The sequence below is a fragment of the Sphingorhabdus sp. EL138 genome (genome assembly GCF_945890115.1).
Taxonomy (GTDB): domain Bacteria; phylum Pseudomonadota; class Alphaproteobacteria; order Sphingomonadales; family Sphingomonadaceae; genus Sphingorhabdus_B.
The window spans coordinates 125,339-150,550 of sequence record NZ_CAMDCK010000002.1 but is presented as its reverse complement, the minus strand read 5'-3'; the positions used below and the strand labels follow the sequence as shown (position 1 = coordinate 150,550).

Annotated in this window: 18 protein-coding genes; 11 read left to right on the top strand and 7 right to left on the bottom strand. The window is 55.2% G+C overall.

The annotated features are described in order from the left end of the window. Together Q0O07_RS01830 and purU are read right to left on the bottom strand one after the other, a co-directional pair. Positions 1-455, bottom strand: a 455-nt coding sequence (locus tag Q0O07_RS01830; RefSeq protein WP_295489293.1) for an alcohol dehydrogenase catalytic domain-containing protein, incomplete at its 3' end; no start/stop codon positions are given. 38 nt (positions 456-493) lie between these two features. Next, entirely contained in the window at positions 494-1,351 is an 858-nt protein-coding gene (gene purU, locus Q0O07_RS01825; RefSeq protein WP_295489649.1) for a formyltetrahydrofolate deformylase, read from the bottom strand. 189 nt (positions 1,352-1,540) lie between these two features. Here purU and Q0O07_RS01820 point away from each other — a divergent pair, with 189 nt between their 5' ends. From Q0O07_RS01820 to Q0O07_RS01790, 7 genes are all read left to right on the top strand, one after another. Further along, positions 1,541-4,333, top strand: a complete 2,793-nt coding sequence (locus Q0O07_RS01820; RefSeq protein ID WP_295489648.1) for a TonB-dependent receptor — start codon at positions 1,541-1,543, stop codon at positions 4,331-4,333. Positions 4,334-4,447: 114 nt separating this feature from the next. Continuing rightward, positions 4,448-6,511 (top strand): tetratricopeptide repeat-containing sulfotransferase family protein, encoded by a 2,064-nt coding sequence (locus tag Q0O07_RS01815; RefSeq protein ID WP_295489646.1) that lies wholly within the window; start codon positions 4,448-4,450, stop codon positions 6,509-6,511. Between the two features lie 12 nt (positions 6,512-6,523). Further along, positions 6,524-7,822: an MFS transporter gene (locus tag Q0O07_RS01810; protein ID WP_295489645.1), complete on the top strand. Its 1,299-nt coding sequence runs from the start codon at positions 6,524-6,526 to the stop codon at positions 7,820-7,822. Further along, positions 7,815-9,254 carry an aldehyde dehydrogenase family protein gene (locus tag Q0O07_RS01805; protein WP_295489643.1) on the top strand — a complete coding sequence of 480 codons (1,440 nt, stop codon included), beginning with the start codon at positions 7,815-7,817 and terminating at the stop codon, positions 9,252-9,254. The genes Q0O07_RS01810 and Q0O07_RS01805 overlap by 8 nt, the downstream gene beginning before the upstream one ends. Beyond that, a complete protein-coding gene (locus Q0O07_RS01800) occupies positions 9,251-10,438 on the top strand; it encodes a mandelate racemase/muconate lactonizing enzyme family protein (RefSeq protein WP_295489641.1) in 1,188 nt (395 codons plus the stop codon). Before Q0O07_RS01805 ends, Q0O07_RS01800 begins: the two co-directional genes overlap by 4 nt. After that, positions 10,435-12,060, top strand: a complete 1,626-nt coding sequence (locus tag Q0O07_RS01795; RefSeq protein ID WP_295489639.1) for a GMC family oxidoreductase — start codon at positions 10,435-10,437, stop codon at positions 12,058-12,060. The genes Q0O07_RS01800 and Q0O07_RS01795 overlap by 4 nt, the downstream gene beginning before the upstream one ends. A gap of 69 nt (positions 12,061-12,129) precedes the next feature. After that, positions 12,130-13,062, top strand: coding sequence for a LysR substrate-binding domain-containing protein (locus Q0O07_RS01790; protein WP_295489637.1), 933 nt, complete (start codon positions 12,130-12,132; stop codon positions 13,060-13,062). On the opposite strand, the gene Q0O07_RS01785 is transcribed toward Q0O07_RS01790, so the two are convergent. The 3 genes from Q0O07_RS01785 to Q0O07_RS01775 all read right to left on the bottom strand — a co-directional run bounded on the left by Q0O07_RS01785 (position 13,059) and on the right by Q0O07_RS01775 (position 15,823). Beyond that, on the bottom strand, positions 13,059-14,012 hold the full coding sequence (locus Q0O07_RS01785; protein WP_295489635.1) for an NAD(P)-dependent oxidoreductase: 954 nt from the start codon (positions 14,010-14,012) through the stop codon (positions 13,059-13,061). The two genes, Q0O07_RS01790 and Q0O07_RS01785, sit on opposite strands and share 4 nt — an antisense overlap. Before the next feature lie 146 nt (positions 14,013-14,158). Next, positions 14,159-14,941, bottom strand: a complete 783-nt coding sequence (locus Q0O07_RS01780) for a 1-acyl-sn-glycerol-3-phosphate acyltransferase (RefSeq protein WP_295489632.1) — start codon at positions 14,939-14,941, stop codon at positions 14,159-14,161. 117 nt (positions 14,942-15,058) lie between these two features. Then, the gene (locus Q0O07_RS01775; RefSeq protein ID WP_295489630.1) at positions 15,059-15,823 is read right to left on the bottom strand and encodes an SDR family NAD(P)-dependent oxidoreductase; all 765 of its coding nucleotides are present in this window, start codon (positions 15,821-15,823) and stop codon (positions 15,059-15,061) included. A gap of 162 nt (positions 15,824-15,985) precedes the next feature. Between Q0O07_RS01775 and Q0O07_RS01770 the strand changes: the two genes are divergently transcribed. Genes Q0O07_RS01770 through Q0O07_RS01755 form a run of 4 tightly spaced genes read left to right on the top strand, consistent with a single transcriptional unit; the run spans position 15,986 to position 23,169 of the window. Next, the gene (locus Q0O07_RS01770; protein ID WP_295489628.1) at positions 15,986-18,403 is read left to right on the top strand and encodes an FAD-dependent oxidoreductase; all 2,418 of its coding nucleotides are present in this window, start codon (positions 15,986-15,988) and stop codon (positions 18,401-18,403) included. 4 nt (positions 18,404-18,407) lie between these two features. Then, complete coding sequence (locus Q0O07_RS01765) at positions 18,408-20,852, top strand: FAD-dependent oxidoreductase (RefSeq protein WP_295489626.1); 2,445 nt, start codon at positions 18,408-18,410, stop codon at positions 20,850-20,852. Continuing rightward, positions 20,852-22,102, top strand: coding sequence for an aromatic ring-hydroxylating dioxygenase subunit alpha (locus tag Q0O07_RS01760; RefSeq protein ID WP_295489623.1), 1,251 nt, complete (start codon positions 20,852-20,854; stop codon positions 22,100-22,102). The genes Q0O07_RS01765 and Q0O07_RS01760 overlap by 1 nt, the downstream gene beginning before the upstream one ends. Then, positions 22,099-23,169 carry an alcohol dehydrogenase family protein gene (locus Q0O07_RS01755; RefSeq protein WP_295489622.1) on the top strand — a complete coding sequence of 357 codons (1,071 nt, stop codon included), beginning with the start codon at positions 22,099-22,101 and terminating at the stop codon, positions 23,167-23,169. The genes Q0O07_RS01760 and Q0O07_RS01755 overlap by 4 nt, the downstream gene beginning before the upstream one ends. On the opposite strand, the gene Q0O07_RS01750 is transcribed toward Q0O07_RS01755, so the two are convergent. Both Q0O07_RS01750 and Q0O07_RS01745 read right to left on the bottom strand, forming a co-directional pair. Next, a complete protein-coding gene (locus Q0O07_RS01750; protein WP_295489619.1) occupies positions 23,166-24,482 on the bottom strand; it encodes an aspartate aminotransferase family protein in 1,317 nt (438 codons plus the stop codon). The two genes, Q0O07_RS01755 and Q0O07_RS01750, sit on opposite strands and share 4 nt — an antisense overlap. Before the next feature lie 120 nt (positions 24,483-24,602). After that, complete coding sequence (locus Q0O07_RS01745; protein ID WP_295489616.1) at positions 24,603-25,085, bottom strand: Lrp/AsnC family transcriptional regulator; 483 nt, start codon at positions 25,083-25,085, stop codon at positions 24,603-24,605. Between the last annotated feature and the right edge of the window lie 127 nt (positions 25,086-25,212).

Here is a 25,212-nt window from a genome sequence, read left to right as displayed (position 1 = left end):
ACCGCAATCTCTGGCAAAACCGTAAAGTTCGAAAAGGTTGAGCAGCCCATATAATGGAAAATGGTCTGGCCCTTATAACTGAAACGCGACGTGCCATCGGGCATCAGCCCCTTGCCCTGCGTCGCGCGGATTGCGGTGCACAGGTTGGTTTTGCCCGACAGGCAGGACTTACATTGGCGGCATTCCGGCGTGTACAAAGGTATAACATGGTCGCCCGCCTTGACGCTGGTTACGCCTGCGCCAACCTCGCGCACAATCCCGGCACCTTCATGGCCCAGAACCGACGGGAAAATGCCCTCGCTGTCGAAACCATCGAGCGTGTACGCATCGGTATGGCAAATCCCGGTCGCCATAATCTCGACCAACACTTCGCCCGCCTTTGGACCTTCCAAATCTAACTCAACAATTTCCAAGGGCTTCTTAGCTTCAAATGCAACAGCTGCACGGGTCTTCATGGCAAAAATCCTTAATTATTATCTGATTCGCGGGAGTTTTACTTAAATACAATAGTACGGTTGCCGTTCAGCATCACGCGATGTTCTAAATGGAGCTTGACCGCACGCGCAAGTACCCGGCTTTCGGTGTCTTGGCCCTGCGCAATCAAATCGTCGACAGTGTCGGCATGGTCAACGATGGACACGTCCTGCGTGATAATCGGTCCTTCGTCGAGGTCAGCGGTGACATAATGCGCCGTGGCACCAACCATTTTGACGCCCCGTTCATACGCACGGTGATAAGGCTTCGCGCCTTTGAATCCCGGCAGAAAGCTGTGATGAATGTTGATTACACGGCCATCGAGTTTGCGGCAAAGCTGATCCGATAGGACTTGCATGTAACGCGCGAGGATTATGAGGTCGACTTGCTGCTCTTCCACCATCGCTAGCAATTTGGCCTCTTGTTCCAACTTATTTTCTGGTGTGATCGGCAAATGGTTAAAAGCTACGCCCTCATGCTCTGCGCGGCGCTGCCAATTCAAATGGTTGGATACCACGCTGGTGACTTCCATCGGCAGCCGGTTGGTGGAGGTTCGGTAAAGCAGGTCGTTCAAGCAATGACCGCCTTGGCTCACCATGATCATGGCGCGGAGTTTTTTGCGCAAATCGTGGATGCGCCATTCCAACCGGAATGCGGTTGCTACTGGCATAAATGCGGCGCCGAAACTTTCAATTGTCGTCTCCGCATTGCACGAGACGGAAATGCGCATAAAAAACCGACCGGTGTTTTCGTCGCTATACTGCGAGCTTTCGACGATGTTGCAATGCTGGCTGGCGATTGAGTTGGCGACAGCGGCGACGATACCTTTTCGGTCCTCGCACATGATTAGCAAAACAAAGTCGGCGCCCGTTTTCATCTTGTACCCTACTCCCATAGAACTTGGGCATCGCGTAGCCGCCCATTTCCGCACTAACCATCTCGTTCCGCAATATATTAGGTCTTCTAATCGCGATATGTAGATGATGTAATTGATTAAAGAATTTATTTTACCAATCGCGAAAATTTGGTCAGTTGCTTGCGGTTTGTTCCAGTTTCAGTCTAGTGAGTGGAGATTAAAAAATCCCTCGCAACGTCGAGGGTTTGGTTGAGGGGAAGAAAATTGAAAAGTTATTTAAAAATTTCGACTGCGGCGATTGTGCTGGCAGCATTGGGGGCAGGCAGTGTCCCCGCATTCGCGCAAGAAGTCGAAGCGTCTGCAGACGAGGCCGCCCCCGGTGACATCGTCGTTACAGCCAACCGTCGTGATCAGTCTCTGCGAGACGTACCGATGACGATACAAGCGTTCGGCACTGACACGCTCAGCGAACTCAACATCACCTCGATTAACGAACTGATTAAGTACACGCCCAACGTGACTTTCAGTAACAATGGCCCAGGCAACGGCGCCATTTTCATGCGCGGCCTGTCGGCTGGATTTGCCGGTCAGCAGTCGTCGGCAACCATCAGCGGCTTCCCGAACGTCGCACTCTATCTCGATGACCAGTCGATGCAATTCCCGGCGCGTAACGCCGACGTGTATCTCGCTGACATTGAGCGCGTCGAAGTGCTCGAAGGCCCGCAGGGCACGCTGTTCGGTGGCGGCGCTCAGGCTGGTGTGGTTCGCTACATCACGAATAAGCCTAAGCTCAACAAATTTGAAGGCGCGGTCGAGGGCAGCTTTGGCGGTACCTCTGGCGGTGCCGCAAACGGTTCGTTCAATGCGATGGTCAACCTGCCGATTATCGAAGATAAGCTCGCGATTCGCGCGGTCGTCTATGCCGATCACCGCGGTGGCTACATCGACAATAAATATTCAACGTTCACACGCGAACCGACCGATCTTGGTTCGTATTACCTCGCCTTCAACGGCAATGGGAATCGGTTGACGGCCGCCCAGCAGACCCGTGGCGGCAAGTACGACAATGCCCCGCTCGTCAAAGATAACTTCAACCCAGTCGACTATACTGGTGGCCGCGTCGCGCTGAGCTGGCAGGTTGCGCCGGACTGGGACCTGCTTGTGAGCCAGGCTTACCAGCGTCTCGACACAGAAGGCACGTTTGCGGTCCAGACATATGATTATGACTACAAGCCGTTGACAGGGCTGTCGTCCACGCTGTTCTCGCCGCAGTATAGCAAGGATGATTACTCCAACACCGCATGGACGCTGAACGGCAAGGTTGGCGATTTCAGCCTGGTCTACACCGGCGCCTACCTCACGCGAAACATCACGCAACAGGGCGATTACACCAACTATTCGCGTGCGACCTACGGCATCTTTTATCAGTGCACCGGTGCAGCCAACTACTATTTTGGCACTTTTGGCGGTGCGCCTTATTGCTATGAGCCGAGCGGCTATTGGAAGGACGAGGTCAAGAACACGCACGAGACCCATGAATTCCGTGTCTCGACGCCGAGCACTGGCCGTCTTCGTGCTATTGCCGGAGCGTTTTATGAAGCGTTCGCGATTGAGGACAACATGGATTGGTCCTACAAGTCCATCCCAAGCTGCGGTCTGTCGCTCACGGCGGCGCAAATTAGGTCGGCTGGCACGGTCTGCATGGGTAATGTTGCACCAAACCCAGCTGCCACGCTCAACGTTGCTGGCCCGCGCGGTCCCGCGGTTGCCTTTGGTCAGGACATTCAACGCGGCTTTGATCAATATGCATTCTTCGGATCGGTTGATTTTGACATTACGTCAAACCTGACGATCACGGGCGGCACGCGTTATTATCATTATGATAACTATGAAACCGGATCGGTGTATTCGTCGTTCAATGCGGGCTGCTATCAAGTTCCGGTCTGCGCCACAGGCTCGAACCTCGATGCGCAGAACCTGAAGTCGACCTATAGCGGCTTCCGGAGTAAGGGCACGATCACGTGGAAGCCACAGCCGGGCACGCTGCTGTATGCAACGTTCAGCCAAGGTTTCCGCCCTGGCGCGTTCAACCGCGGGGCTTCCTCGCGCGTACAGGATCCCCTGCTTCCGTTCATCGGCGCGGATGGCAAGGGTAGCACGGTCAATGCGGGCAAGGGCAAGAACTTCCAGTTGCTGGTCCCTGCCGCCTATCGTCCGGACAACCTGACCAACTATGAAGTAGGCCTGAAGACGGACCTGTTCGACCGCATGATGACGTTGAACATGTCTGCCTATTTCATGGAATGGAAAGACACGCAGATCGGCTTCTTCAACCCAGCTGCAGGCTTCGGTAACACCGCGTTTGCGACCAATGGCCCAACTTATGAAATCAAGGGCATTGAGGCTCAGATCTCCGCGCGGCCTATGGACGGGCTGACAATCCAAAGCTCCGCGTCGTATAATGACAGTAAGCAGGCGAACTCGCCTTGCTTCATCTCCAACAACCCAACGTCGTCGTCGTTCGGGAAGTGCATCACGCAGGTCTTGTCAGGCGGTGCGTCCAAGCCGGTCCAGAGCCCGTTTGGCGATGTCGGTGGCACCACGCCGTTTAGCCCGAAGCTCCAAGCCAATCTCCGTGCGCGCTATGATTTTGCGGGTGCGGGTGGCATGGAATGGTTTGTTTCAGGCGGCGTGAATTACACGAGCTCGATGTACAACCAGCCGGAAACCTATCCGTCGGGTGACGTTGCGGCTAATGGTAACGTACGAGGTCCTAACGGTATCATTGTTCCTGCAACGACCGTGTTGCGTTACAAGATGTCGGCTTACGCCCTCACGGACGCGCAAATCGGTTTCAAGCGTGATGACTGGACAGTGACGCTGTTTGGCGACAATTTGTTTAACAGCAAGGCGGCAACCTTCACCAACTCTGCGCAGTACATCAAGACCTCGACAATCGTACGTCCGCGGACCTATGGCATCAAGATTAGCACCAAGCTGTAATCGACTGCCGATGATTTAAAGGGAAGGGGCGGTGCCAAAAGCGCCGCCCCTTGCTTTCTGGCCGCACTGTGATTTTTGTAAAGAACGCGGCGCTCACCGATCGGAAAGTGCGGAATGGCCACCCAAATAGACTTGCCTACTTCTGATCAGAACGAGCCCGCACTGGGCGTCGCCGAGGCGGTTACGTCAGAAATCAGCACACTTCATGCGCTTCAGGCCGACGGCGATTATTCGGCCGCAGTTTTAGGTGCAACGCGTCTGCTGTCAGATCATCCCTCGAACCGCGACCTGTTGCTAATCGAGGCGCATTCACTCCGCATGATGAAGCAGACCGATGCGGCCCTCGCTGCACTAGAGCGGTTTGAGGCGCATCATCCAAATTTCAGCCAGTTGTTCCTGGAACGCGGCCTGTGCCATGTCGCCAAGCGAGACGCCGCGGCCGCGATACAGTGTCTACGCAGGGCGGTTTCGATGAACCCAGCGCTGGTTATGGGGTGGCACATGCTCGATGGCCTGTATCGGATGACGGGGGATAGCCGGAGCGCGGACCTCGCGGCCCGGCATTCAGCCAGCCTCGCCAGCCTGCCGCAGCCCATCGTTCACGCCAAAGTGCTGCATGGCGATGGCGAGATGGATGCCGCCGAGGCTTTAATCCGCCGCTTTCTTATCGAAGCCGGCGACCATCCCGAAGCAATGCGCCTGCTGGCACAAATTGGTCATCTGCGGAACGTGCTCGACGATGCCGAGACGCTCTATGCGGGTGTTCTGGCGATGGTGCCGGACCATGACGAGGCGCGTCATGAATATGTGCAGGTGCTGATTGCGCGCCACAAATTTCCACAAGCGCGTGAAGCGTTGGAACCACTGTTGTCGCGCGATCCGCGCAACCACGCCCATCGTACGCAGGCCGCGACGATCAGCGTCGGCTTGGGCAGTTTCTCTAAAGTAATCCCCGAATACCGTGAAATGCTGTCCGAAATTCCAGGGGACACGATTGACGCGCGGGTACGCCGCGCCGATCTCAACCTTTGGCTCGGTCATGCGCTCAAGACGGAAGGACTGACTGGCGAGGCTATTGAAGCCTATCTGGCCGCGACTGTCGACCGCCCCGATTTCGGGGATGCGTGGTGGAGCCTCGCCAACCTCAAGACGTACCGGTTCGCGGTCGAATCCATCGCCGTGATGCGCGAGCAACTTGACGCTGCCGGCACCGCCGAAAATGACCGGGTTCACATCGCGTTTGCCTTGGGCAAGGCACTTGAAGATCAAGGCGAGTTCGCCGCATCCTGGGCTGCTTATGATCAGGGCAACCGCATGCACCGCGTCAGCAACGGCTATATCCCCGAAGTATTTGAGACGAACACCCGCGAACAGAAGCGCGTGTGCACAACTTCGTTTTTTGCCGAACGCTCCAGCTGGGGCCTCGACGATCCCGCACCGATTTTCGTGCTGGGCTTGCCGCGCTCGGGTTCAACGCTGATTGAGCAAATACTCGCGTCACATAGCATGGTTGAGGGCACGCAGGAATTGCCTGACATCCAGCGGATTGTGCAAGAATTACAGGGGCGCGAACTCAATTTCGACAATCCGCGCTACCCCGGTGTGCTGCCAGACCTTGATGAAGCAGCCGTCCGCCGGTTTGGTGAACAGTATATCGCAGACACCTTGCCCAACCGGGTTATGAATCGCCCCTATTTCATCGATAAGATGCCCAATAACTTCCGGCATGTCGGCCTTATTCATCTAATCTTGCCCAATGCCAAGATTATTGATGCGCGCCGCAATCCGATGGCGTGCTGCTTCAGTAACTATAAACAACTGTTCGCCCAAGGTCAGGAATTCACCTACGGGATCGAGGATATCGCCCGCTATTACCGCACTTATGTCGAGCTTATGGATCATTGGGATACGGTATTGCCCGGTCGCGTGCTGCGCGTAAGGCACGAGGATTTGATTGACGATCTGGAGGGCAATGTGCGGACCATCCTTGACTATTGCGCTCTGCCGTTTGAAACTGGATGTATAGAGTTTCACAAGACTAAGCGCAGTGTGCGTACGCCTAGTTCCGAGCAGGTCCGCCAGCCGATTTTCCGAGATGGGCTTGACCAGTGGAAAAATTTCGAACCTTGGCTTGGGCGCCTCCGGGAGGCACTTGGGCCGGATTTGGTACAACTTTAGGGGGGAATGAATATGGCCAGCAATGCACCAGTCAACGCGGACGACGTTTCGACGATCGGGCAGCGGTGGTATGTCCTTTTCATCATGATGCTGGTTTACACCATCAGCATCGCGGACCGCTATGTCCTGTCGACACTGCTTGGTCCCATCAGCAAGGAGCTGAATCTAAGTGATATCGGTGCCGCCTCGCTCGGTATTCCGCTGGCGCTCTTCTATGTGCTTATGGGTATTCCGCTGTCTTGGCTGTGTGACAGATCAAATCGGCGGACGCTCTTGGCGGCTTGCGTGGCGGGTTGGTCACTGATGACGGCGCTGACAGGCTATACGCGTGGCTATTATGATCTTCTGCTGGCGCGCATCGGCGTGGGTGTTGGCGAAGCGGGTGGAACGCCAGCCTGCAACTCGATCATCGCAGACTATTTTCCAGCAGACCGTCGGTCCATGGCCATGACCATTTTTGCGCTTGGGGCGCCAATTGGTGCCTGGCTTGGGTCGGACCTTGCCGGTTATGTCTCCAAACTTTATGGTTGGCGCGCTGCATTTCTTGTCCTTGGCGTTCCGGGCATCATTCTCGCAATCATCATCATGGTGACAATCAAGGAGCCCACGCGCGGACGCCTTGATGCTGTGGTGGAAGATAAGGCGCCCAGCGTCATGGAGACTTTGCGTTTCCTTTGGTCCCAAAAAGCAGCTGTTCATGCGATGATGGGTGCAGGTCTCTCCGCCTTTTGGGGCTGGGGCCTGATGTGGTTTACCCCGCTGTTTCTCCAGCGGACCTATGGCATGGATGAAGGCGCGGCGGGCGGACTGCTTGGCGAGATCTATCTTGTTGGCGGTATCGGCGCGTCGTTGGTGACGGCTTATGTCGTTGCACGGCCGAGTTTCACTGACCCGCGCAAAATCTCGAATTTGTTGGCCGTGGTCACCGCAGTTGCGACAATTCCATCCTTCCTTGCCTATTGGACCTATGATTTGGGCGTCGCCAAGCTGATGTGGTGGATTTTCATCCCGGCCATTTACTTCTACATTGGCCCAGCGATGGCGCTTTGTCAGAACCTCGCTGCCCCCAAGATGCGCGGCATGGCAATTGCAATATCGCTCATCATTGCCAACCTGCTCAATCTCATCGTCGCACCGGCCATTGTCGGTGGCCTCAGTGACTTTTTTGCGGGGTCTCAGCCAGCCGGTGCGGAATCGTTGCGCCTAGCGCAGCTTATTCTCGCACCGAGTGGCCTTTGGGCTGCCTGGCACTATTGGCGTGCAAGCAAGTACATCATTGAAGATCAAAAGAGAGCTGTTGGTTATGTCTAATTCGCCACTTAAGTCGTATATCAATGGCGCGTGGGTCTTGCCCGCGACATCCACGGCAACGGTGGATGCCATAAATCCCGCTACCGAAGAAGTCTGCGCCGTTGTTGCGGTGTGCGGGCATGATGATGCTAATCGGGCGGTGCATGCGGCACGGGCGGCATTTGATAGCTATGCCGCGACCACGCTTGAACACCGGATTGCATTGGTGGACAAGCTGATCACCATTTTTGAGCGACGCTATGAGGAAATGGTCACCGCCATATCGACCGAGATGGGCGCGCCTTACGACTTGTCCCACGATGCGCAGGCGGAAAGCGGCCCTGGTCATTTGCGCGCGACGGTTAAGGCCGTGCGCGAAATGGCGTGGGACTATGATGTCGGCACCGATGGCATTGTCACGCATGAGCCTATTGGCGTTTGCGTGCTGATTACGCCTTGGAACTGGCCGATAAATCAGATTGTCTGCAAGGTGGGCCCCGCGCTTATTACCGGCTGTACGATGGTGTTAAAACCCAGCGAGATGGCGCCATTGTCGGCGCAGCTCTTTGCGGAAATGGTTGAAGAGGCTGGTTTCCCCAAGGGCGTGTTCAACATGATCCATGGAACGGGCGCGTCGGTCGGTGATACGCTAACCGGTCATCCGGAAGTCGACATGATCTCCTTCACCGGATCGACACGGGCGGGCATTCAAATTGCTAAAAACGCTGCCGATACCGTGAAGCGTGTGGCCCAAGAACTCGGTGGAAAATCAGCCAATATCGTCTTTGCGGACAGCGATCTGGAGGCGGCGGTCACGCAGGGCGTGTTGCATTGCTATGGCAATACCGGCCAATCCTGTAACGCACCGACGCGTATGCTTGTCGAGCAATCGGTCTATGACGCGGCGGTTGCCATTGCGGCCCGTGTTGCAAAAGCGGCGCAGCTTGGCGATCCAATGGTGAAGGGGCCGCATTATGGCCCGGTTGTCAGCAAGGCACATTATGACAAGATACAGGGCCTTATTCAGGTCGGAATTGACGAAGGTGCGCAGCTTGTTGCCGGCGGCACTGGCCGGGCCGAAGGCTTTGATCGCGGCTATTATGTGAAACCCACGGTCTTTGCGGGCGTTCATAACCAAATGCGTATCGCGCAAGAAGAAGTGTTCGGACCCGTGCTCGTGCTCATTCCCTTTAAGGATGAAGCCGATGCCATCGCTATCGCCAATGACTCGCCATATGGCCTTTATGCCTATGTGCAGACCAGCGACATGGAGCGTGCCCGCCGTGTAGCGCGGTTGATGCGGGTGGGCGGTGTGAGCATAAATGGCACGAGTCAGGATTATATGGCGCCGTTTGGCGGCTATAAACAATCGGGCAATGGCCGCGAATATGGCGAATTTGGCGTCCGCGATTTTCTGGAGATTAAATCGATCAGCGGGTTTCGCGCCCTATGAAGCTGGCCGACATTGAAACCTTCGTCGTCGGCAATCCGCCGCCGCATTTTGGCGGGCGCTATTTTGTCTTCGTCAAGATAACGACCGACAGCGGTGTGTCGGGTATTGGTGAGGCCTATTGCGTGCCGTTCGAACCACATCTTGTCGCCAAAATGATCGAGGATGTGTTTGCGCGTTATGTCGCAGGCAATGACCCGCACGACATCGAAAATATGTGGCGCAGAGTGTATTCCAGCGGATTTACCCAGCATCCCGATTTGACATTGATGGGCGTGTTGTCGGCGCTGGAAATGGCGTGTTGGGACATCATCGGTAAAGAGGCGAACAAGCCAGTTTACAAGTTGCTTGGCGGGCAGGTGCATGAACGATTGCGCGCCTATACCTATATCTATCCGCGACCCGGCGACACAAAAGATGTCTATCACGACCCCGATCTGGCGGCAGAGCGGTCGGCGGAATATTTGGCCCAAGGCTTTACCGCTTTGAAATTTGATCCGGCAGGGCCTTATTCGGCTTTTGATGGACGGCAATTGTCGTTGGAAGCACTGGATCTGTGCGAACGTTTTGCAAAATCTTTGCGCGAAGCGGTGGGTATGAAAGCCGATCTTTTGTTCGGGACGCACGGTCAAATGACGGCGGCGGGCGCAATTCGTCTTGCCAAGCGGCTAGAGCCTTATGACCCTTTATGGTTGGAAGAACCCGTGCCACCCGATGCGCCCGATGAAATGGCCAAGGTGGCAAGGGCAACGTCGATCCCTGTGGCAACGGGTGAACGATTGACGACGAAATATGATTTTGCCCGGCTGTTGCGTGCCGGCGCGGCGGCGATTTTGCAAATGAACCTTGGCCGGGTCGGCGGCATATTGGAAGCAAAGAAGATCGCAGCCATGGCGGAAGTTGATCATGTCCAGATTGCGCCGCATCTCTATTGCGGACCCATTGTGGGCGCTGCCAATATCCAGATTGCGACCTGCTCGCCCAATTTTCTCATCCTTGAAAGCATTGAGAGTTGGGGTGGCTTTCACACTGAAATTCTGAAATCGCCTATTCGATTTGAAGAGGGGCATGTCATCCCGTCGACTGCGCCAGGCTTAGGGGTCGAATTGAACGAAGATGTGGCGCGCGCCAACCCCTATACGGGTCACATGCTCCACCTCGAAATGACGCAGCACCCGGTTCAGTGACCGAAGAGTTCGACTATATCATCGTCGGCGCAGGCACGGCGGGTTGTGTGCTTGCCAATCGCTTAACGGAAGACGGCAAATATAGCGTCTTATTGCTCGAAGCAGGGGGCAGCGATTGGTCCATCTGGATTCAAATGCCCATTGGCTATGGCCGCACCTTTTTCGATAAGCGCATTAACTGGATGTACGATACCGAGCCGGTTGAGGCGCTTGGGGGCAGACGAAGCTATTGGCCACGCGGCAAGGTGATTGGCGGCTCTGGTTCGATCAATGCCATGGTCTATGTGCGCGGACAGCCCCGCGATTTCGACGATTGGAAAGCCTTGGGTAATCAAGGCTGGGGCTGGGACGATGTCTTGCCCTATTTCAAAAAGTCGGAGGATTTCGATTGGCATAGCGCACATCATGGCCAAGGCGGGCCGCAGCATGTTACCGATATCTCGCCATTTGCACATCCGGTCTGCCGCAGCTTTATCGAGTCCGCGCAGGCATTGGGCTTTCCGGCCAGCAGTGACTTCAACGGCGGCAAACCAGAGGGCGTGGGATATTATCAGATTAACACGCGCGGCGGTTGGCGTGCATCAACGGCGAATGCGTTTCTGCATCCGGCGCGAAAGCGCAAGACGCTGAAGCTGGAGACATTAGCGCATGTTTCGCGCATATTGTTCGAAGGACGACGCGCAGTAGGCGTTGCTTATACCTGCAAAGGCGTCAGCAAAGAGGCAAAGGCGCGGCGCGAGGTCATTCTTTCGGGCGGCGCGATTAACTCGCCCCAATTGTTAATGCTGTCGGGCATCGGTCCTGCGGCGCATTTGAAAAATGTCGGCATCGATCCGCTGATCGACGCCAAGGCCGTTGGCCGTAACTTGCAGGACCATATTGCCGTGTCCTATTTCTACAAGGTCCGGACGGCAACGTTAAACGATGTGCTCCACCCGTTGCTGGGCAAATTGCGGGCGGGTTTGCGTTATGTCGCCGACCGGGCAGGACCATTGTCGTTGAGCGTTAATCAAAGCGGCGGGTTCGTGCGGAGTGATGCGACTAAAGAGCACCCCAATTTGCAACTATATTTCAGCCCGGTCAGCTACACCAAGACTCCCTTGTCGGAACGCAAACTGCTGAATCCCGATCCGTTTTCAGCTTTCTTGCTGTCGCACAACCCCTGCCGCCCGACCAGTCGGGGGCATATTGAACTTAACAGTTCGGACTCTTCCGAACATCCTGCCATCCATCCCAATTATCTGGCAACGCAGGCGGACATTGACGACGTATTGGCTGGCAACCGGATATTGCGCCAGCTCGCGGCGACCAAGCCGCTTGCCGATATCATAACCGAGGAGCTTATCCCGGGCGCGCAAGTTGATGGTGATGAAGCCCTGTTGGCTGACTTCCGCGCCCGCGCCGACACGGTGTATCATCCGACAAGCAGTTGCATGATGGGGACCGACCCTGCCACTTCGGTAGTTGATATCCGACTGCGCGTGCACAATGTTGAGGGCTTGCGGGTGGTCGACGCATCCGTGTTTCCGACTATTACATCAGGAAATACCAACGCACCAACGGTCATGGTCGCGGAAAAAGGCGCTGCGATGATTTTGGAAGACGCAAAATTGATGCGTTAATTTAATTTACCAGTCCTTTTCGGCTGTGCTATTCCCCTGCCACCGCGCGAATCTGGGGAGGGAGTGGCAATGCATCCGAAGATTGATCTTAAGCAATTGCCGCCTTTAAAAGCGCTTAAAGGTTTTGAAGCGGCGACGCGTCACCAAAGTATCCGCGACGCGGCCGATGAGCTTTGCCTCACGCACCCTGCGGTCAGCCATCAAGTTCAACTCATCGAAGATGCACTTGGCGTCACTTTGTTCGTTCAAGAAGGACGCCATATTGTCTCGACCGAAGAGGGCAAGGTGCTTTACCCTTATGTGCGGGCCGCGTTTGAATCATTGCTGGAGGGCGTCGAAGAAGTTCATCGCAATGCCCTGGATAAGCCGCTTCGGGTGCAAACCTATGTGACGGCATCAATCCGCTGGCTTGCGAAGCGCGTGCCGCAATTTCTGGCCGACCATCCCGAAATCAAACTCACGCTCAATACATGCGCGGTTGAATGGGAGTTTGATGATGTGCATGCGGATGTGGGGCTGGTCTATTGCGCAACCGAACCCGATCCAGCCAAGTTTCATTGGGTGCCGCTATATGAATATGCGTTGTTCCCGGTATGTAGTCCTGAGGTCGCCGCGGCCATGGGCCAAAAACCGACATCACAACAATTGATGACCAAGCCGCTTGTCGCGATTTACACCGAAGTGCAAAATTGGGAGACGTGGTTTGCGTCCGCTGGTGCCGCGTTTGAACCATCCGTGCCATATCTGATGGTTGATACCCTGGCTGTTGCGCTTGAAATGGCGCTCAACGGTGAGGGGATCGCGCTGGTCAACGGGCCATTTGTGGATCAGGATCTAGCTGCCGGACGGCTGGTGCAGCCTATCGATCATAAGGCCATTTGCCCGGGTGCATGGGGGTTAATTTGCCGCAAAGACATGCGAGAAAATCTGCGCATCCGGACTTTTATGGATTGGGTGTATAAAAATGTTTCCGATAGCCGGACGGCGGCTGCGGCCGTTTAGCGTTTGGCAACGACCTCGTAGCCGGGCTCTTCGGGTTCATCGTCGATCATATCAGCAGGGAAGCCCGTACCGAGCACCTTAAGGCCCAACGGCTCTTCATAGCGGCGGATGATATTCGGTGAAAACTCACGCGGACCGTAGGCTGCCTCACCCTCTTTGAATATCTTGACGATAAGTGGTGATAGCTCGACAGGTACATTGGCAGAATGCGCAATTTTGTCGAACAGGCCGACATCCTTGCTGACCAGATCCATCGTAAAGTTAATGTCGCGGCTTCCGTTGAGGATGACCTGACTTTCGGTTTCATGGACAAAGCTGTTGCCGGATGAAATCCGGATCGCTTCATATGTTGTGTTCATGTCAAGGCCGATCGCCTTGCATGTCGTCAACGCCTCAGCCAGCGCAACGAGATGCACGGTGCATAGATAATTCGTCATTACCTTTAGTTGCGATGCGGTCCCCAGATCGCCTGTGTGCAATATGCGGCGCCCCATCGTTGTCAAAACGGGCAAAACAAAGTCAAATGCAGCCCGAGGGCCGCCTGCAAAAATGGCGATATTGCCCGTGTCGGCACGGTGACAGCCGCCGGAAACGGGGCATTCCATGAACATCGCGCCGCGCGCTTCGACGAGCGCGCCGAGCCGTATGACTTCACTATAATCGGTGGTGCTCATTTCAAGCCAAACTTGCCCTGGGCGCATAACTTGCAAAAAGCCATCTGCGCCCTCTGCGACCGCAGCACTGGCGGCAGGTGATGGCAGGCAGGTGATAATTAAATCAACAGCTTCGCCCAATAACTTGGGTGAGGCCGCCGATGACGCGCCGCGCGCGACATATTCGGCGACTAAAGCATCATCAAGATCACGGACAGTTACGTCATGTCCGTTACGGATAAGGCTTCCCGCCAGTTTCCCGCCGACATTGCCAAGCCCGATAAATCCGATTTTCATGATTACACCCAGTTGTTTTTCAAAAAGCGTTACCCGCCGATTGAAAAAGTTAGAGCGCCGTCGATGCGCGGCCACAATTGAAAAATTTGGCCGATTGGGTGAATTATTTTGCTATTCTTAAACGGATGGCGGCGTGACGGGTTGCTTTAGCGTACTTCGTAACCAAGCCTTGCAGATAATGCCTCGGCCAGCCGTGACCGCGCAAGGGCGCACAACAGCTTTCGGTCAGCAAGCGCGCCGGGGTCGAACGGTTCGAGAAAATGTACGCCAACATCATAGCTGCCGGGCCGCGTAAACGCCCGCCACGCACTTTCCCAACCCGTTTCTTCACCCAGCCAAGCTATGTCTGGGCCGTCATTTCCGAAATCGATCAACACAGGTTGAACCATCATTGGTTTGGGTGGCGGAGCCAGCGTCGCAAACAAGGACTGTTTGAACGGTAAAAGCCCACGTCCATCGGACGTCGTGCCTTCTGGAAACAGCGTTACGGACCAATTCTCTGCAATCGCTTCGCGCAATTCGGCCACTTGCTGGGCAACATTTTGTTTTTCGGTGCGGCTGATGAAAATGGTGCGGTTCAGTTTTGCCAGCCAGCCAATCACGGGCCAATCCCTGACGCCATCCTGCGCTACAAAAGAAGTTCCGGTGATCCCCGCCAAAATAGGTATATCGTGCCACGAGATATGGTTGGCGACAAAGAATACATCTCTGCGCAACGGATTTCCGTAAACCGTAACACGCGCGCCCAGTGCACGTGCGGATATGCGCAGGAACAACATAGCCCATGGCGAAGGCAGCTTCAGCACATGCCAGATAAGGTGAAGTGGTAACAAAACCAACAACGGCAGCGCGATCCAAAGCACTCGGACCATGCATAGGACATAGGCCTGAAAATCTATCTTCCGGATCGAAATGGAAATGGCTGCCATTGAGCTTCGCTTTACAGTTAAGATGATATCCCAGACGGTTTAACCGTAGATGTCAACTGTGACGGTGCTATGACGGTGTAAGGAGGACCGCGTTTCCGCAAGGCCATCCAAAATCCTTCAGCGTTTTTTCAAACGAAGATCATCCCAACTGGCATCCGCGACCCATCCGCCGTCCACGGGGAGGCTAACGCCATTTATAAAGCTGTCTGCATGTGCCAGAAATGCAATGGCGCGCGCAACATCTTCGGGTTTTGCAAAACGGGCCATAGGCACGCGGTTGATAATGTCTGCATCGGAATAGGCACCCGAACCTTGGTCCGCTTCGTCCATTTCAGTTTTGATCCAGCCGGGACATACAGCGTTGACGCGCACGCCGCGACTGCCCCATTCGGCGGCAAGTGTGCGCGTTAAACCAATCAAACCATGCTTTGATGCGTTATAAGCCGATCGATCAATAACACCGTGCAATCCGGCGATTGAGGCGACGTTGACAATATTGCCTTGCCGCCGCGCCAGCATTTGCTTGCCGATTTCACGGCACAATAAAAACGGTCCGGTTAGATTGATGTTCATAACGCGCTGCCATTGGTCAAGGCTGGTGTCTTCGGCAGGGCAGATCATGCTGATACCCGCATTATTAACAAGGACGTCGACTGCCGCATGTTCGCGCGCAGTTTTTTCGGCCAGTTCGGCAACGAAAGCTTCCGAAGAAATGTCACCTGACAGGGCGGACACGCTACCCCCAAGCGCCGATAGCGTGGCGATTTGCGAATCCAGCGGCTGCAAATCTGTCAGGACGACATGATATCCCATCGCGGCAAACGTCTTTGCAGTCGCATAGCCGACCCCTTGTGCAGCACCCGTCACCAATACAACCCGCATACTGCACCTTCTCATTAGAATATTGCCTTACCTTCCTTACAGAGAGCGGCGGTTGTGATCCAAAAATTTTTTTAACCGATCTCGTCATATTCCCCATTTGTGCCTGACCTTGAACCCGCCATAAGGTTCAACGAATTTAATGCCTAAAGGAGCACGGCTGTCATGCAAACATCGGCGCGGGTTGTCATCATTGGCGGGGGCATAATGGGTGCTTCGCTGCTTTACCATCTTGCCGAGCTTGGATGGACCGACTGCTTGTTGATTGAAAAGGATGAGCTGACGTCCGGTTCGACTTGGCACGCCGCCGGGCAATGCCCGAATATTACGGGCAGTTACAACCTCGCGAAAATGCATGCCTATAGCAATCAGCTATATCCGAAGCTTGAAGGGCTGACGGGACAATATGTAAGTTGGCACAAATCCGGCGGCATTCGCCTTGCGACCAACGAGCGCGAGTTGGCGTGGATGCGCTATATCGAGGGTTTTTCTAAAATCATCGGCTTTGAAATGGAAATCATCCCGCCAGAGGAAATCCTGCGTCATAATCCGTTTATGACGCTCGACGGGGTCATTGCTGGCGCGCGTACAACCGAAGACGGACATGCTGATCCTTCGGGTATCTGCAATGCGCTTGCCATTGGCGCAAAAAACATGGGCGCACAGATTGTGCGCAAAAACCGTGTGACGGGGCTGACCCAATTGCCGACGGGCGAATGGGACGTCGAAACCGAAAAAGGTATTATTAGAGCAGAAATCGTCGTCAATGCCGCAGGTTGCTATGCGCGGCAAATCGCGCAAATGGCAGGTATCGATATTCCGGTGACGAATATGGAACATCATTATGTCGTCACCGATCCCATCCCTGCCTTTAAGGATCGTGACGAGGAAATCCCCGTCATGCGCTGCCCGCATGTTTCCGGCTATTTCCGGCAGGAACAGAAAAGCGGCCTGATCGGCGTGTATGAAACTACGGGCTTGGCCGAGGCGTGGGCACCGCGCGGCGGGCACCCTGAATGGGATTCGACCAGCGAGTTGTTCCCCGAGGATCTGGAACGGATTGCCCCATGGCTTGAACGCGCGATTGAGCGGATGCCGATATTTGGCGAGGTTGGCCTGCGGCGATTTGTCAATGGCGCTATCCCGCATACCCCAGATGGCGGACCATTATTGGGGCCAGCTATTGGCCTTAAGAATTTCTGGCATTGCTGCGGCACCAGCTTTGGGATCGCGCAAGGCGGCGGTGCGGGCAAATATATGGCGCAATGGATGGTGTTTGGTGATGCCGACATCAACATGACCGAGTTCGACCCGCGCCGTTATGGTCCTTATGCCGATGAAAATTATAGCCGCGACAAGGTATTCTTGGATTATCGGATGACATTTACAACGCGGCTTCCCGGCGAAGAAGAGCCCGACGGTCGTCCACAAAAGACCAGCGCATTATATGGCAAGTTGTTGTCTGCTGGCGCAGTCTATGGCGAAACCTATGGCTGGGAACGACCCAAATATTTCGCGCTTGACGGGGCCGAGGAACAAGGCGGCTACCAACGCACCAATAGCTTCGACGCGGTTGCCGCCGAAGTGAAGGCTGTTGCCGAAGGCGTCGGCGTGCTCGATCTGTCCGGCTTTGCCAAATATGACGTAAGCGGGCCCGATGCGGAGGCTTTCCTCAATCGTATTTGTGCCAACCGCATGCCAAAGAAATTGGGCGGCATTGGCTTGGTACACCCCTTGTCGGTGCAAGGTCGCATCTATGGCGAAATGACGGTCACGCGCTTTGCCGATGATCATTTTTACTGCCTGTCCGCCGCCGCTGCCGAGCAACGCGATTGGGATTTGCTGATACATAGCAAATTGCCGCACGAGGATGTCACCATCCGCAATTTGACGATGGACTTGGGCGTTCTAGTGATGAATGGCCCGCGTTCGCGCGATGTGTTGGCAAAGCTTACCAATGCGGATTTAACGAATGCAGGTTTCCGCTGGTTAAGTGGTCAGGAAATTACAATCGCAGGCATCAAAATGCGTGCATTGCGGGTGTCTTATGCAGGTGAGCTTGGGTGGGAACTGCATCCGGCGATGGAGGATCTTGCGGCGCTCTATGATGCCGTTTGGGACGCTGGACAGGAATATGGCATCGTCAATTACGGCCTTTACGCCGCAAACACGATGCGGGTCGAAAAGGGCTATAAGGCTTGGGGCTCGGAGCTCACCAACGAATTGACAATGATTGAGGCCGACATGCCGCGCTTCATCAATTTTAACAAGGATGACTTTGTCGGCAAGCAGGCAACGCTGGATGCGCCGGACCGTTTCCGCATTGTCTATGGTGAGGTGGATGCCTCCAATGTCGATGTGCGCGGCGCGGAACCATGTTTGGTTGGCGATCAATGCATCGGTCTGACGACGTCGGGTGGTTATGGCCACCGCGTGGGGAAGAGCCTGTTCTTTGCCTGCGTGCCGCTTGAAAATGCTGCGCCAGGGTCACGTTTCGACATCATGCTGCAGGGCGAACGGCGGGTTGGAACGGTGCTGGAGCATCCCGCATATGATGCCGATAACGCAAAAATGAAGGTGTAAGATAGTGGCTGAACTTCCCAAAAAGGCGCGGGTGGTCATCGTTGGTGGTGGCGTTATTGGCTGCTCCATTGCTTATCACCTGACCAAGATTGGCTGGGACGATGTTGTTTTGCTGGAACGCAAGCAACTGACCAGCGGGACAACATGGCACGCGGCTGGCTTGGTGGGGCAATTGCGTCCGTCCATCAACATGACCAAGCTCGCCAAATATACTGGCGAGCTCTATCGCGGGCTTGAGGCGGAAACCGGCCAAGCCACAGGCTATCGCCAGTGCGGGTCCATTTCGATGGCAACCAATGCAGAGCGTTTTGAGGAACTGAAGCGCAGCGCCTCTATGGCGAAAGTGTTTGATCTACCCGTCCATGTGGTAACGCCCCAAGAAATCAAAGAGCTCGCGAGCATCGTTAATGTCGATGATGTTGTCGGCGGCATCCACATCCCAAGTGATGGCTATGCCAATGCCGTTGATATCACACAGGCGCTTGCCAAGGGCGCACGCACAGGCGGGGCGAAAATATTTGAGAATACCAAAGTCACCAAAATCCGCCACAATGGCGACAGGGTCACTGGCGTTGATACGGCAGACGGTTCGATTGACGCCGATTATGTGGTGATTTGCGGCGGCATGTGGACGCGCGATCTGGCGGCGAGCATTGGCGTTGCCGCACCCTTGCATGCGTGCGAGCATTATTATGTTCTGTTTGAAGGCGTGGAAGGGATCGACAATACGCTCCCCGTGCTGCGCGACTATGATTATTGCGGCTATTATAAATATGATGCGGGCAAGCTGCTGGTTGGGGCCTTTGAACCCAATGCGCGGCCTTGGGGCATGGACGGCATTTCAGAAGATTTCTGCTTTGACGAAATCGCTGGCAGCTTTGAGCATTTCGAGCCCCTGTTGATGGATGCCATGCGGCGCGTGCCTGCGTTGGAAAAAGCGGGCATCCAGAAATTCTTCTGCGGGCCGGAAAGCTTCACGCCAGATGTGCGCTATCATCTGGGCGAAAGCGCCGAGCTGAAGGGCTGTTTTGTGGCGGCTGGCCTCAATTCCATCGGCCTGCAATCCGCAGGCGGCGTTGGCAAGGTCATGGCCGACTGGATTCGCGACGGGATTCCGCCTGCTGACCTGTGGACGGTCGATATTCGCCGCAACATGCCGTTCCAGATTAACCGCAAATATCTGCGTGAGCGCGTGACCGAAAGCCTTGGTCTGCTGTACGCAACGCATTATCCGTTCAAGCAATATGAAACCGCGCGTGGCGTCCGCCGCTCTGCCATTCATGATCGGCTGGTCGCGGCGGGCGCTTGCCATGGCGAAGCCTTTGGCTGGGAGCGGCCCAATTGGTATGGCGAACCCGGCAGCACGCCCAAATATGCATATAGCTATGGCCGCCAAAACTGGTTTGAGGCCAATGCCGAAGAGTGCAAAGCGGTGCGTGAGGCCGTGGGGCTGTTTGACCAAAGCTCCTTTGCCAAATTCCGGTTGGAAGGCCGCGATGCTTGTGCTGTTCTGAACCGCGTGTGCGCCAATGATGTGGATGTCGCGCCAGGCAAGCTTGTCTATACCCAATGGTTGAATGACAAGGGTGGGATTGAAGCCGACCTTACCGTCACGCGGCTGTCGCAGACGGCCTATCTCATTGTCACTGGGGCCGAGACCGAGATCAAGGATTTTAACTGGCTGTCGCGGCATATTCCGGATGATGCGCATGCCATTTTGACCAATATCTCCTCCGCCATGGGCGTCATTTCCATCATGGGACCAAATGCGCGTGCGCTGCTTCAATCGATTTGCCCCAATGATCTGTCGCATGAGGCGTTTCCCTTTGCGACATCGCAGGAAATCGAACTTGGCTATGCCATCGTGCGTGCCTCGCGGATCACCTATGTCGGGGAATTGGGTTGGGAGCTTTACATCCCGACCGAGTTCATGACGGGCGTTTATGATGAGATTGTCGCAGCAGGGGCCAATTTCGGCTTGAAGCATTGTGGCTATCACGCGCTTAATGCCCTGCGCATGGAAAAGGCCTATCGCCATTGGGGCCATGACATCACCGACGAAGACACGCCCTTGGAGGCTGGACTTGGCTTTGCCGTGAAGATGGACAAATTTGGCGGCTTTATCGGACAAGAGGCGCTGGTGAAGCAGAAGGAAGAGGGGCTGAAGCAACGCCTCGTTCAATTCCTGCTGAAATCGCCAGAACCGATGCTCTATCATAATGAGCCCATCTGGCAGGGGAACCGGATTGCGGGCTATATCCGCTCTGGCATGTATGCCCATACGCTCGGCGCATCCTGTGGCCTTGGCTATGTGACTGCGGCAGATGGCGGCGTTGTCGGCCCGATTGGCGCGGATGATTATGAAATCGAAATTGCGGGCGTGCGTTACCCTGTAACCGCCTCGCTCAAGCCCCTTTATGACCCCTCAAATGCACGGATCAAAATCTGATGACTGAGACTTCACATGCCATCATGCAACAGCTCGCCGCAAAGACGCAGGTCGGGTATAGCTTTGATCAAGAATTTTACACTAGCGACGCGGTGTTCAAGGCGGATTTCGACCAAGTCATTAGCCAGAAATGGCTGCTAGCCGGTCATGTGTCGCGTATCCCCAATAAGGGTGATTATTTCCTGTTTCGGGTTGGCAATGAACAGATCATTGTCATTCGTGAAAATGCCGACAGCGTCCGTGCCTTCTTCAACGTCTGCCGCCATCGTGGATCAACCATTTGCCAGTTGGAAAGCGGCAATGCACCGCGTCTGGTGTGCCCTTATCACGCGTGGACCTTTGGCCTTGATGGGCGGTTGATTTCGGCGCGGCTGATGCCCGAAGATTTCGATAAGGCGGAAAACAGCCTGTTCGCATGCCATATCCGCGTGTTCCACGGCCTTATCTTCATCAATATGAGCGAAGATGAGCCAGTCGATTTTGACGCTACCTTCGGTGATATGGGGGCCATTCTCGATTATCACGGCTTTGCAGATGCGCGCATTGCGCATGCGGGCAGTTATCCCACGACCGCCAATTGGAAACTGGTCGTGGAAAATTTCTTTGAATGCTATCATTGCGTGCCGTCGCATCCCGAATTCTGCTCGATGCATGCATCGGAATCGATTGTTGCCGTTGGAGCTGGACCAAGTTCCGGGCCAGCCGATGCCATCGCAAGCTTTGCGCCAAAGTTACAGGCTTGGGAAGAAAGCGCCGCCGCCGCAGGTCGGCCGATTGGCACCATTGATGAGGCACCCGATAGCAGCCATTTGCGCCTGCTGATGCAACGGATGAACAAAGACGGCTGGGCGTCGGAAACGCAAGACGGCACGGCGCCTGCTCCGCTAATGGGTAAGCGCAGGAAAGCCGATGGCGGACGGATGCACTTAAGCTTCAGCCCGTTCAGCCAGATTGTTGCCGATGATCATTTTGCGATCCTGTTCCAATTTACCCCGCGTGGCGCATTGGCGACGGATGTCGAGATGATCTGGCTGGTGGATGGACGCGCGACCGAAGCGGACGTCGACATTGAAAAGATGATCTGGGGCTATCATGCCACAACGACGCAGGACAAAGTCATAACCGAAAACAATCAGGCGGGCATCATGTCCAGCCGCTATCGTCCAGGTCGCTATTCTGATCAAGAAGGCAGCGTGCTGAACTTCCAGAAATGGTATCTCAACCAATTCGGACTGGATCGCGCCGGGTGACAATAGCCGCCAACATGCGCGCGGTTTTGCTGACCGGCCATGGCGGCTATGACAAGCTGGATTTTCGGGATGACGTTCCGGTGCCTATAATGGGGCCGAAGGATGTGTTGATCCGCGTTGCGGCAGCGGGCGTTAATAATACCGATATCAACACCCGCATCGGCTGGTACTCAAAGGCGGTGGCAGAGGCGACGGACGTGGGCGCCGCGTCTGGGATCGCCGGTGCGCAGGATGACGGCTGGTCGGGGGCGGCGTTTCAATTTCCACGCATTCAGGGTGCGGATGCCTGTGGCCGGATTGTGGCGGTGGGCGATGAGGTCGACCCGGCGCGCATTGGTGAACGCGTGTTGGTTGAGCCGGTTTTTCGCGGCGCGGGTCGGTTCGACATTCTCTATTTCGGTTCTGAAGTCGATGGTGGCTTTGCCGATTATACGTGCGTCCCGTCCATCCATGCGCACCGCGTTGTTTCGGGGCTGTCCGATATTGAGCTGGCAAGCTTCCCGTGCGCTTATGGAACCGCAGAAAATATCCTGACGCGGATTAATGTGCAGGCGGGCGAACGCGTGCTGATCACTGGGGCATCGGGCGGTGTTGGCTCCGCTGCGGTACAACTTGCCAAAAGGCGTGGTGCCGAGGTGACCGCTTTGGCTGCTGACGCCAAGACGGAAATTGTTCGGTCGCTGGGCGCGTCTCGGGTGGTTCCGCGCGATGCAAATCTTGAAGCTTTATTTGGGCAGGAACATTTCGATGCCGTTGTCGATATTGTGGGAGGATCGCAGTTCGGCAGCATCCTAAACGTCTTGAAACGCGGCGGTCGCTATGGCGTCTCAGGTGCCATATCGGGCCCCATTGTCGACCTTGATCTGCGGACTTTGTACCTTAAAGATTTGCGGCTGATTGGTTGCACGGTTTTAGAACCGGAAGTGTTCCAAAACCTTGTCTCTTATATTGAGCGCGGCGAAATCCGGCCAGTGGTAGCCGCGACATATGACCTATCTGACATTGTCAAAGCGCAGGAAGCGTTTTTGACGAAGCAGCATGTCGGAAAGATCGTCTTGTCGCTTTAATCGACGGTTTCGATCAATTCGGCAATGCGTCCGACGATTTCATCGATATGGCTTTTTTGCAGGATGAGCGGCGGTGACAGCGCAATGATATCCCCCGTCGCACGCACGAGCACCCCATTGTCGAAGCATTTGTGGAACAATTGCATGCCGCGCTTGCCAACGCCAGCCGCATGCGGCGCAAGTTCTACAGCCGCAACGATGCCCATATTGCGGATGTCGATGACATGTTTTTTGCCCCTCAGGCTGTGCACCGCATCCTGCCAATAGCCGTGGAGCGAACCAGCATGTTCGAAAATGCCTTCCGATTTGTAAAGGTCCAAAGTTGCCAAGGCTGCTGCTGCGGCCAAGGGGTGACCTGAATAAGTGTAGCCGTGGAACAATTCGATACCGTCGGGGCCGCCTTCGACTACGCCGTCGTGGATATGGCGGCTAACGGCGACAGCGCCCATCGGCACGGCGGCATTTGTCAGGCCCTTTGCCATCGTAATAATGTCAGGCGTCACGCCTAACGTTTCTGAAGCGGTCGTGCCGCCGACACGGCCAAAAGCGGTGATGACCTCGTCAAATATAAGCACGATGCCATGCTTGCGCGTAATCTCACGCAATTTTTCGAGATAGCCAATCGGCGGCACCAAAACGCCAGTTGAACCCGCCATGGGTTCGACAATGACCGCCGCAATGGTCTCCGCGCCATGCAGCGCGACAATGGCCTCCAGATTGTCCGCCAAATGCGCGCCCCATTCAGGTCGGCCCATGGTAAAGGCGTTATGTTCAAGATTATGGGTGTGCGGCAGATGGTCAACACCCGTCAGCAGGGTGCCAAATTGCCGCCGGTTGTTGACGATGCCGCCAACCGAAATACCACCAAAGCCGACGCCATTATAGCCGCGTTCGCGCCCGATCAGGCGGGTACGTGTGCCTTGGCCAATTGCGCGTTGGTAAGCGAGCGCAATTTTGAGAGCCGTATCGACCGATTCAGAACCCGAGTTGGTAAAGAATATCCGATCAAGGCCTTCTGGCATAAGCGTTGCGAGGCGCGAAGCCAGTTCAAACGCCAGCGGATGTCCCAATTGGAATGGTGGGGCGTAATCAAGCTCTGCTGCGCATTTCTGGATTGCTTCGACAATGGGTGGGCGGCAGTGACCGGCATTGACCGCCCATAGCCCGGCTGTGCCGTCAAGGATCTGCCGTCCATCATCGCTGGTATAATGCATGTCCTTCGCAGATTTTAGCTGCCGCGGCGTCGTCTTAAACGCGCGGTTTGCCGTAAACGGCATCCAAAATGCAGCGAGGGGGTCATTTTCCAGTTTCATCACGTCACTCCACCAACGGGTATTTAGCCCTTATGCGACCGTAATACCGTCATTCTCGATTGAAAAGATTGTTGTGTCCGGAAAATTTTATATGGGCCTCATATGCAGGCTGCTATGTAGTCATAGATCTGCTTGCAAAGTGGGAACTGACGTCTTGTAAATGACAGGCCGAAGCGCAAAGCTGGTGGTGACATTGGCAACGCCCTTCACCCGCGTTAGCCGGTGGCGCAGAAAGTCCTCAAACTGTGTCAGGGACGCGACCAATATCCGCAATTGATAGTCCGCCTCGCCTGTCATCAGATAGCATTCCATAACCTCCGGAAAGCTCGCTACGGCGGTTTCAAAATCCTCCAAATGCCGGTCATCTTGTTGGTCGAGGCGTACCCGAACAAATGCCGTCACGGACAATCCGACCTTATCCGGATCAACCAGCGCAACATAGCGTGTAATCGTGCCGTCAGCCTCCAACTGGCGGACGCGGCGCAGGCAGGGGCTGGGCGATAGGCCAACCCGTTCAGACAATTCCTGATTGGACATTCGGCCATCCGATTGAAGGCCGTCGATAATCTTGCGGTCAATTGCATCTAGCGCATTTTTTGGCATATTATAAACCTAATTTATATTATTTCAGCATAATCTATCAAATAAATGGCATATACCGTTTTGATACGCAAGGACATGCTCGGGAGTGCTGGCTAAAGTCTTGCTTTGATTTAAGCGGAAAATAGCC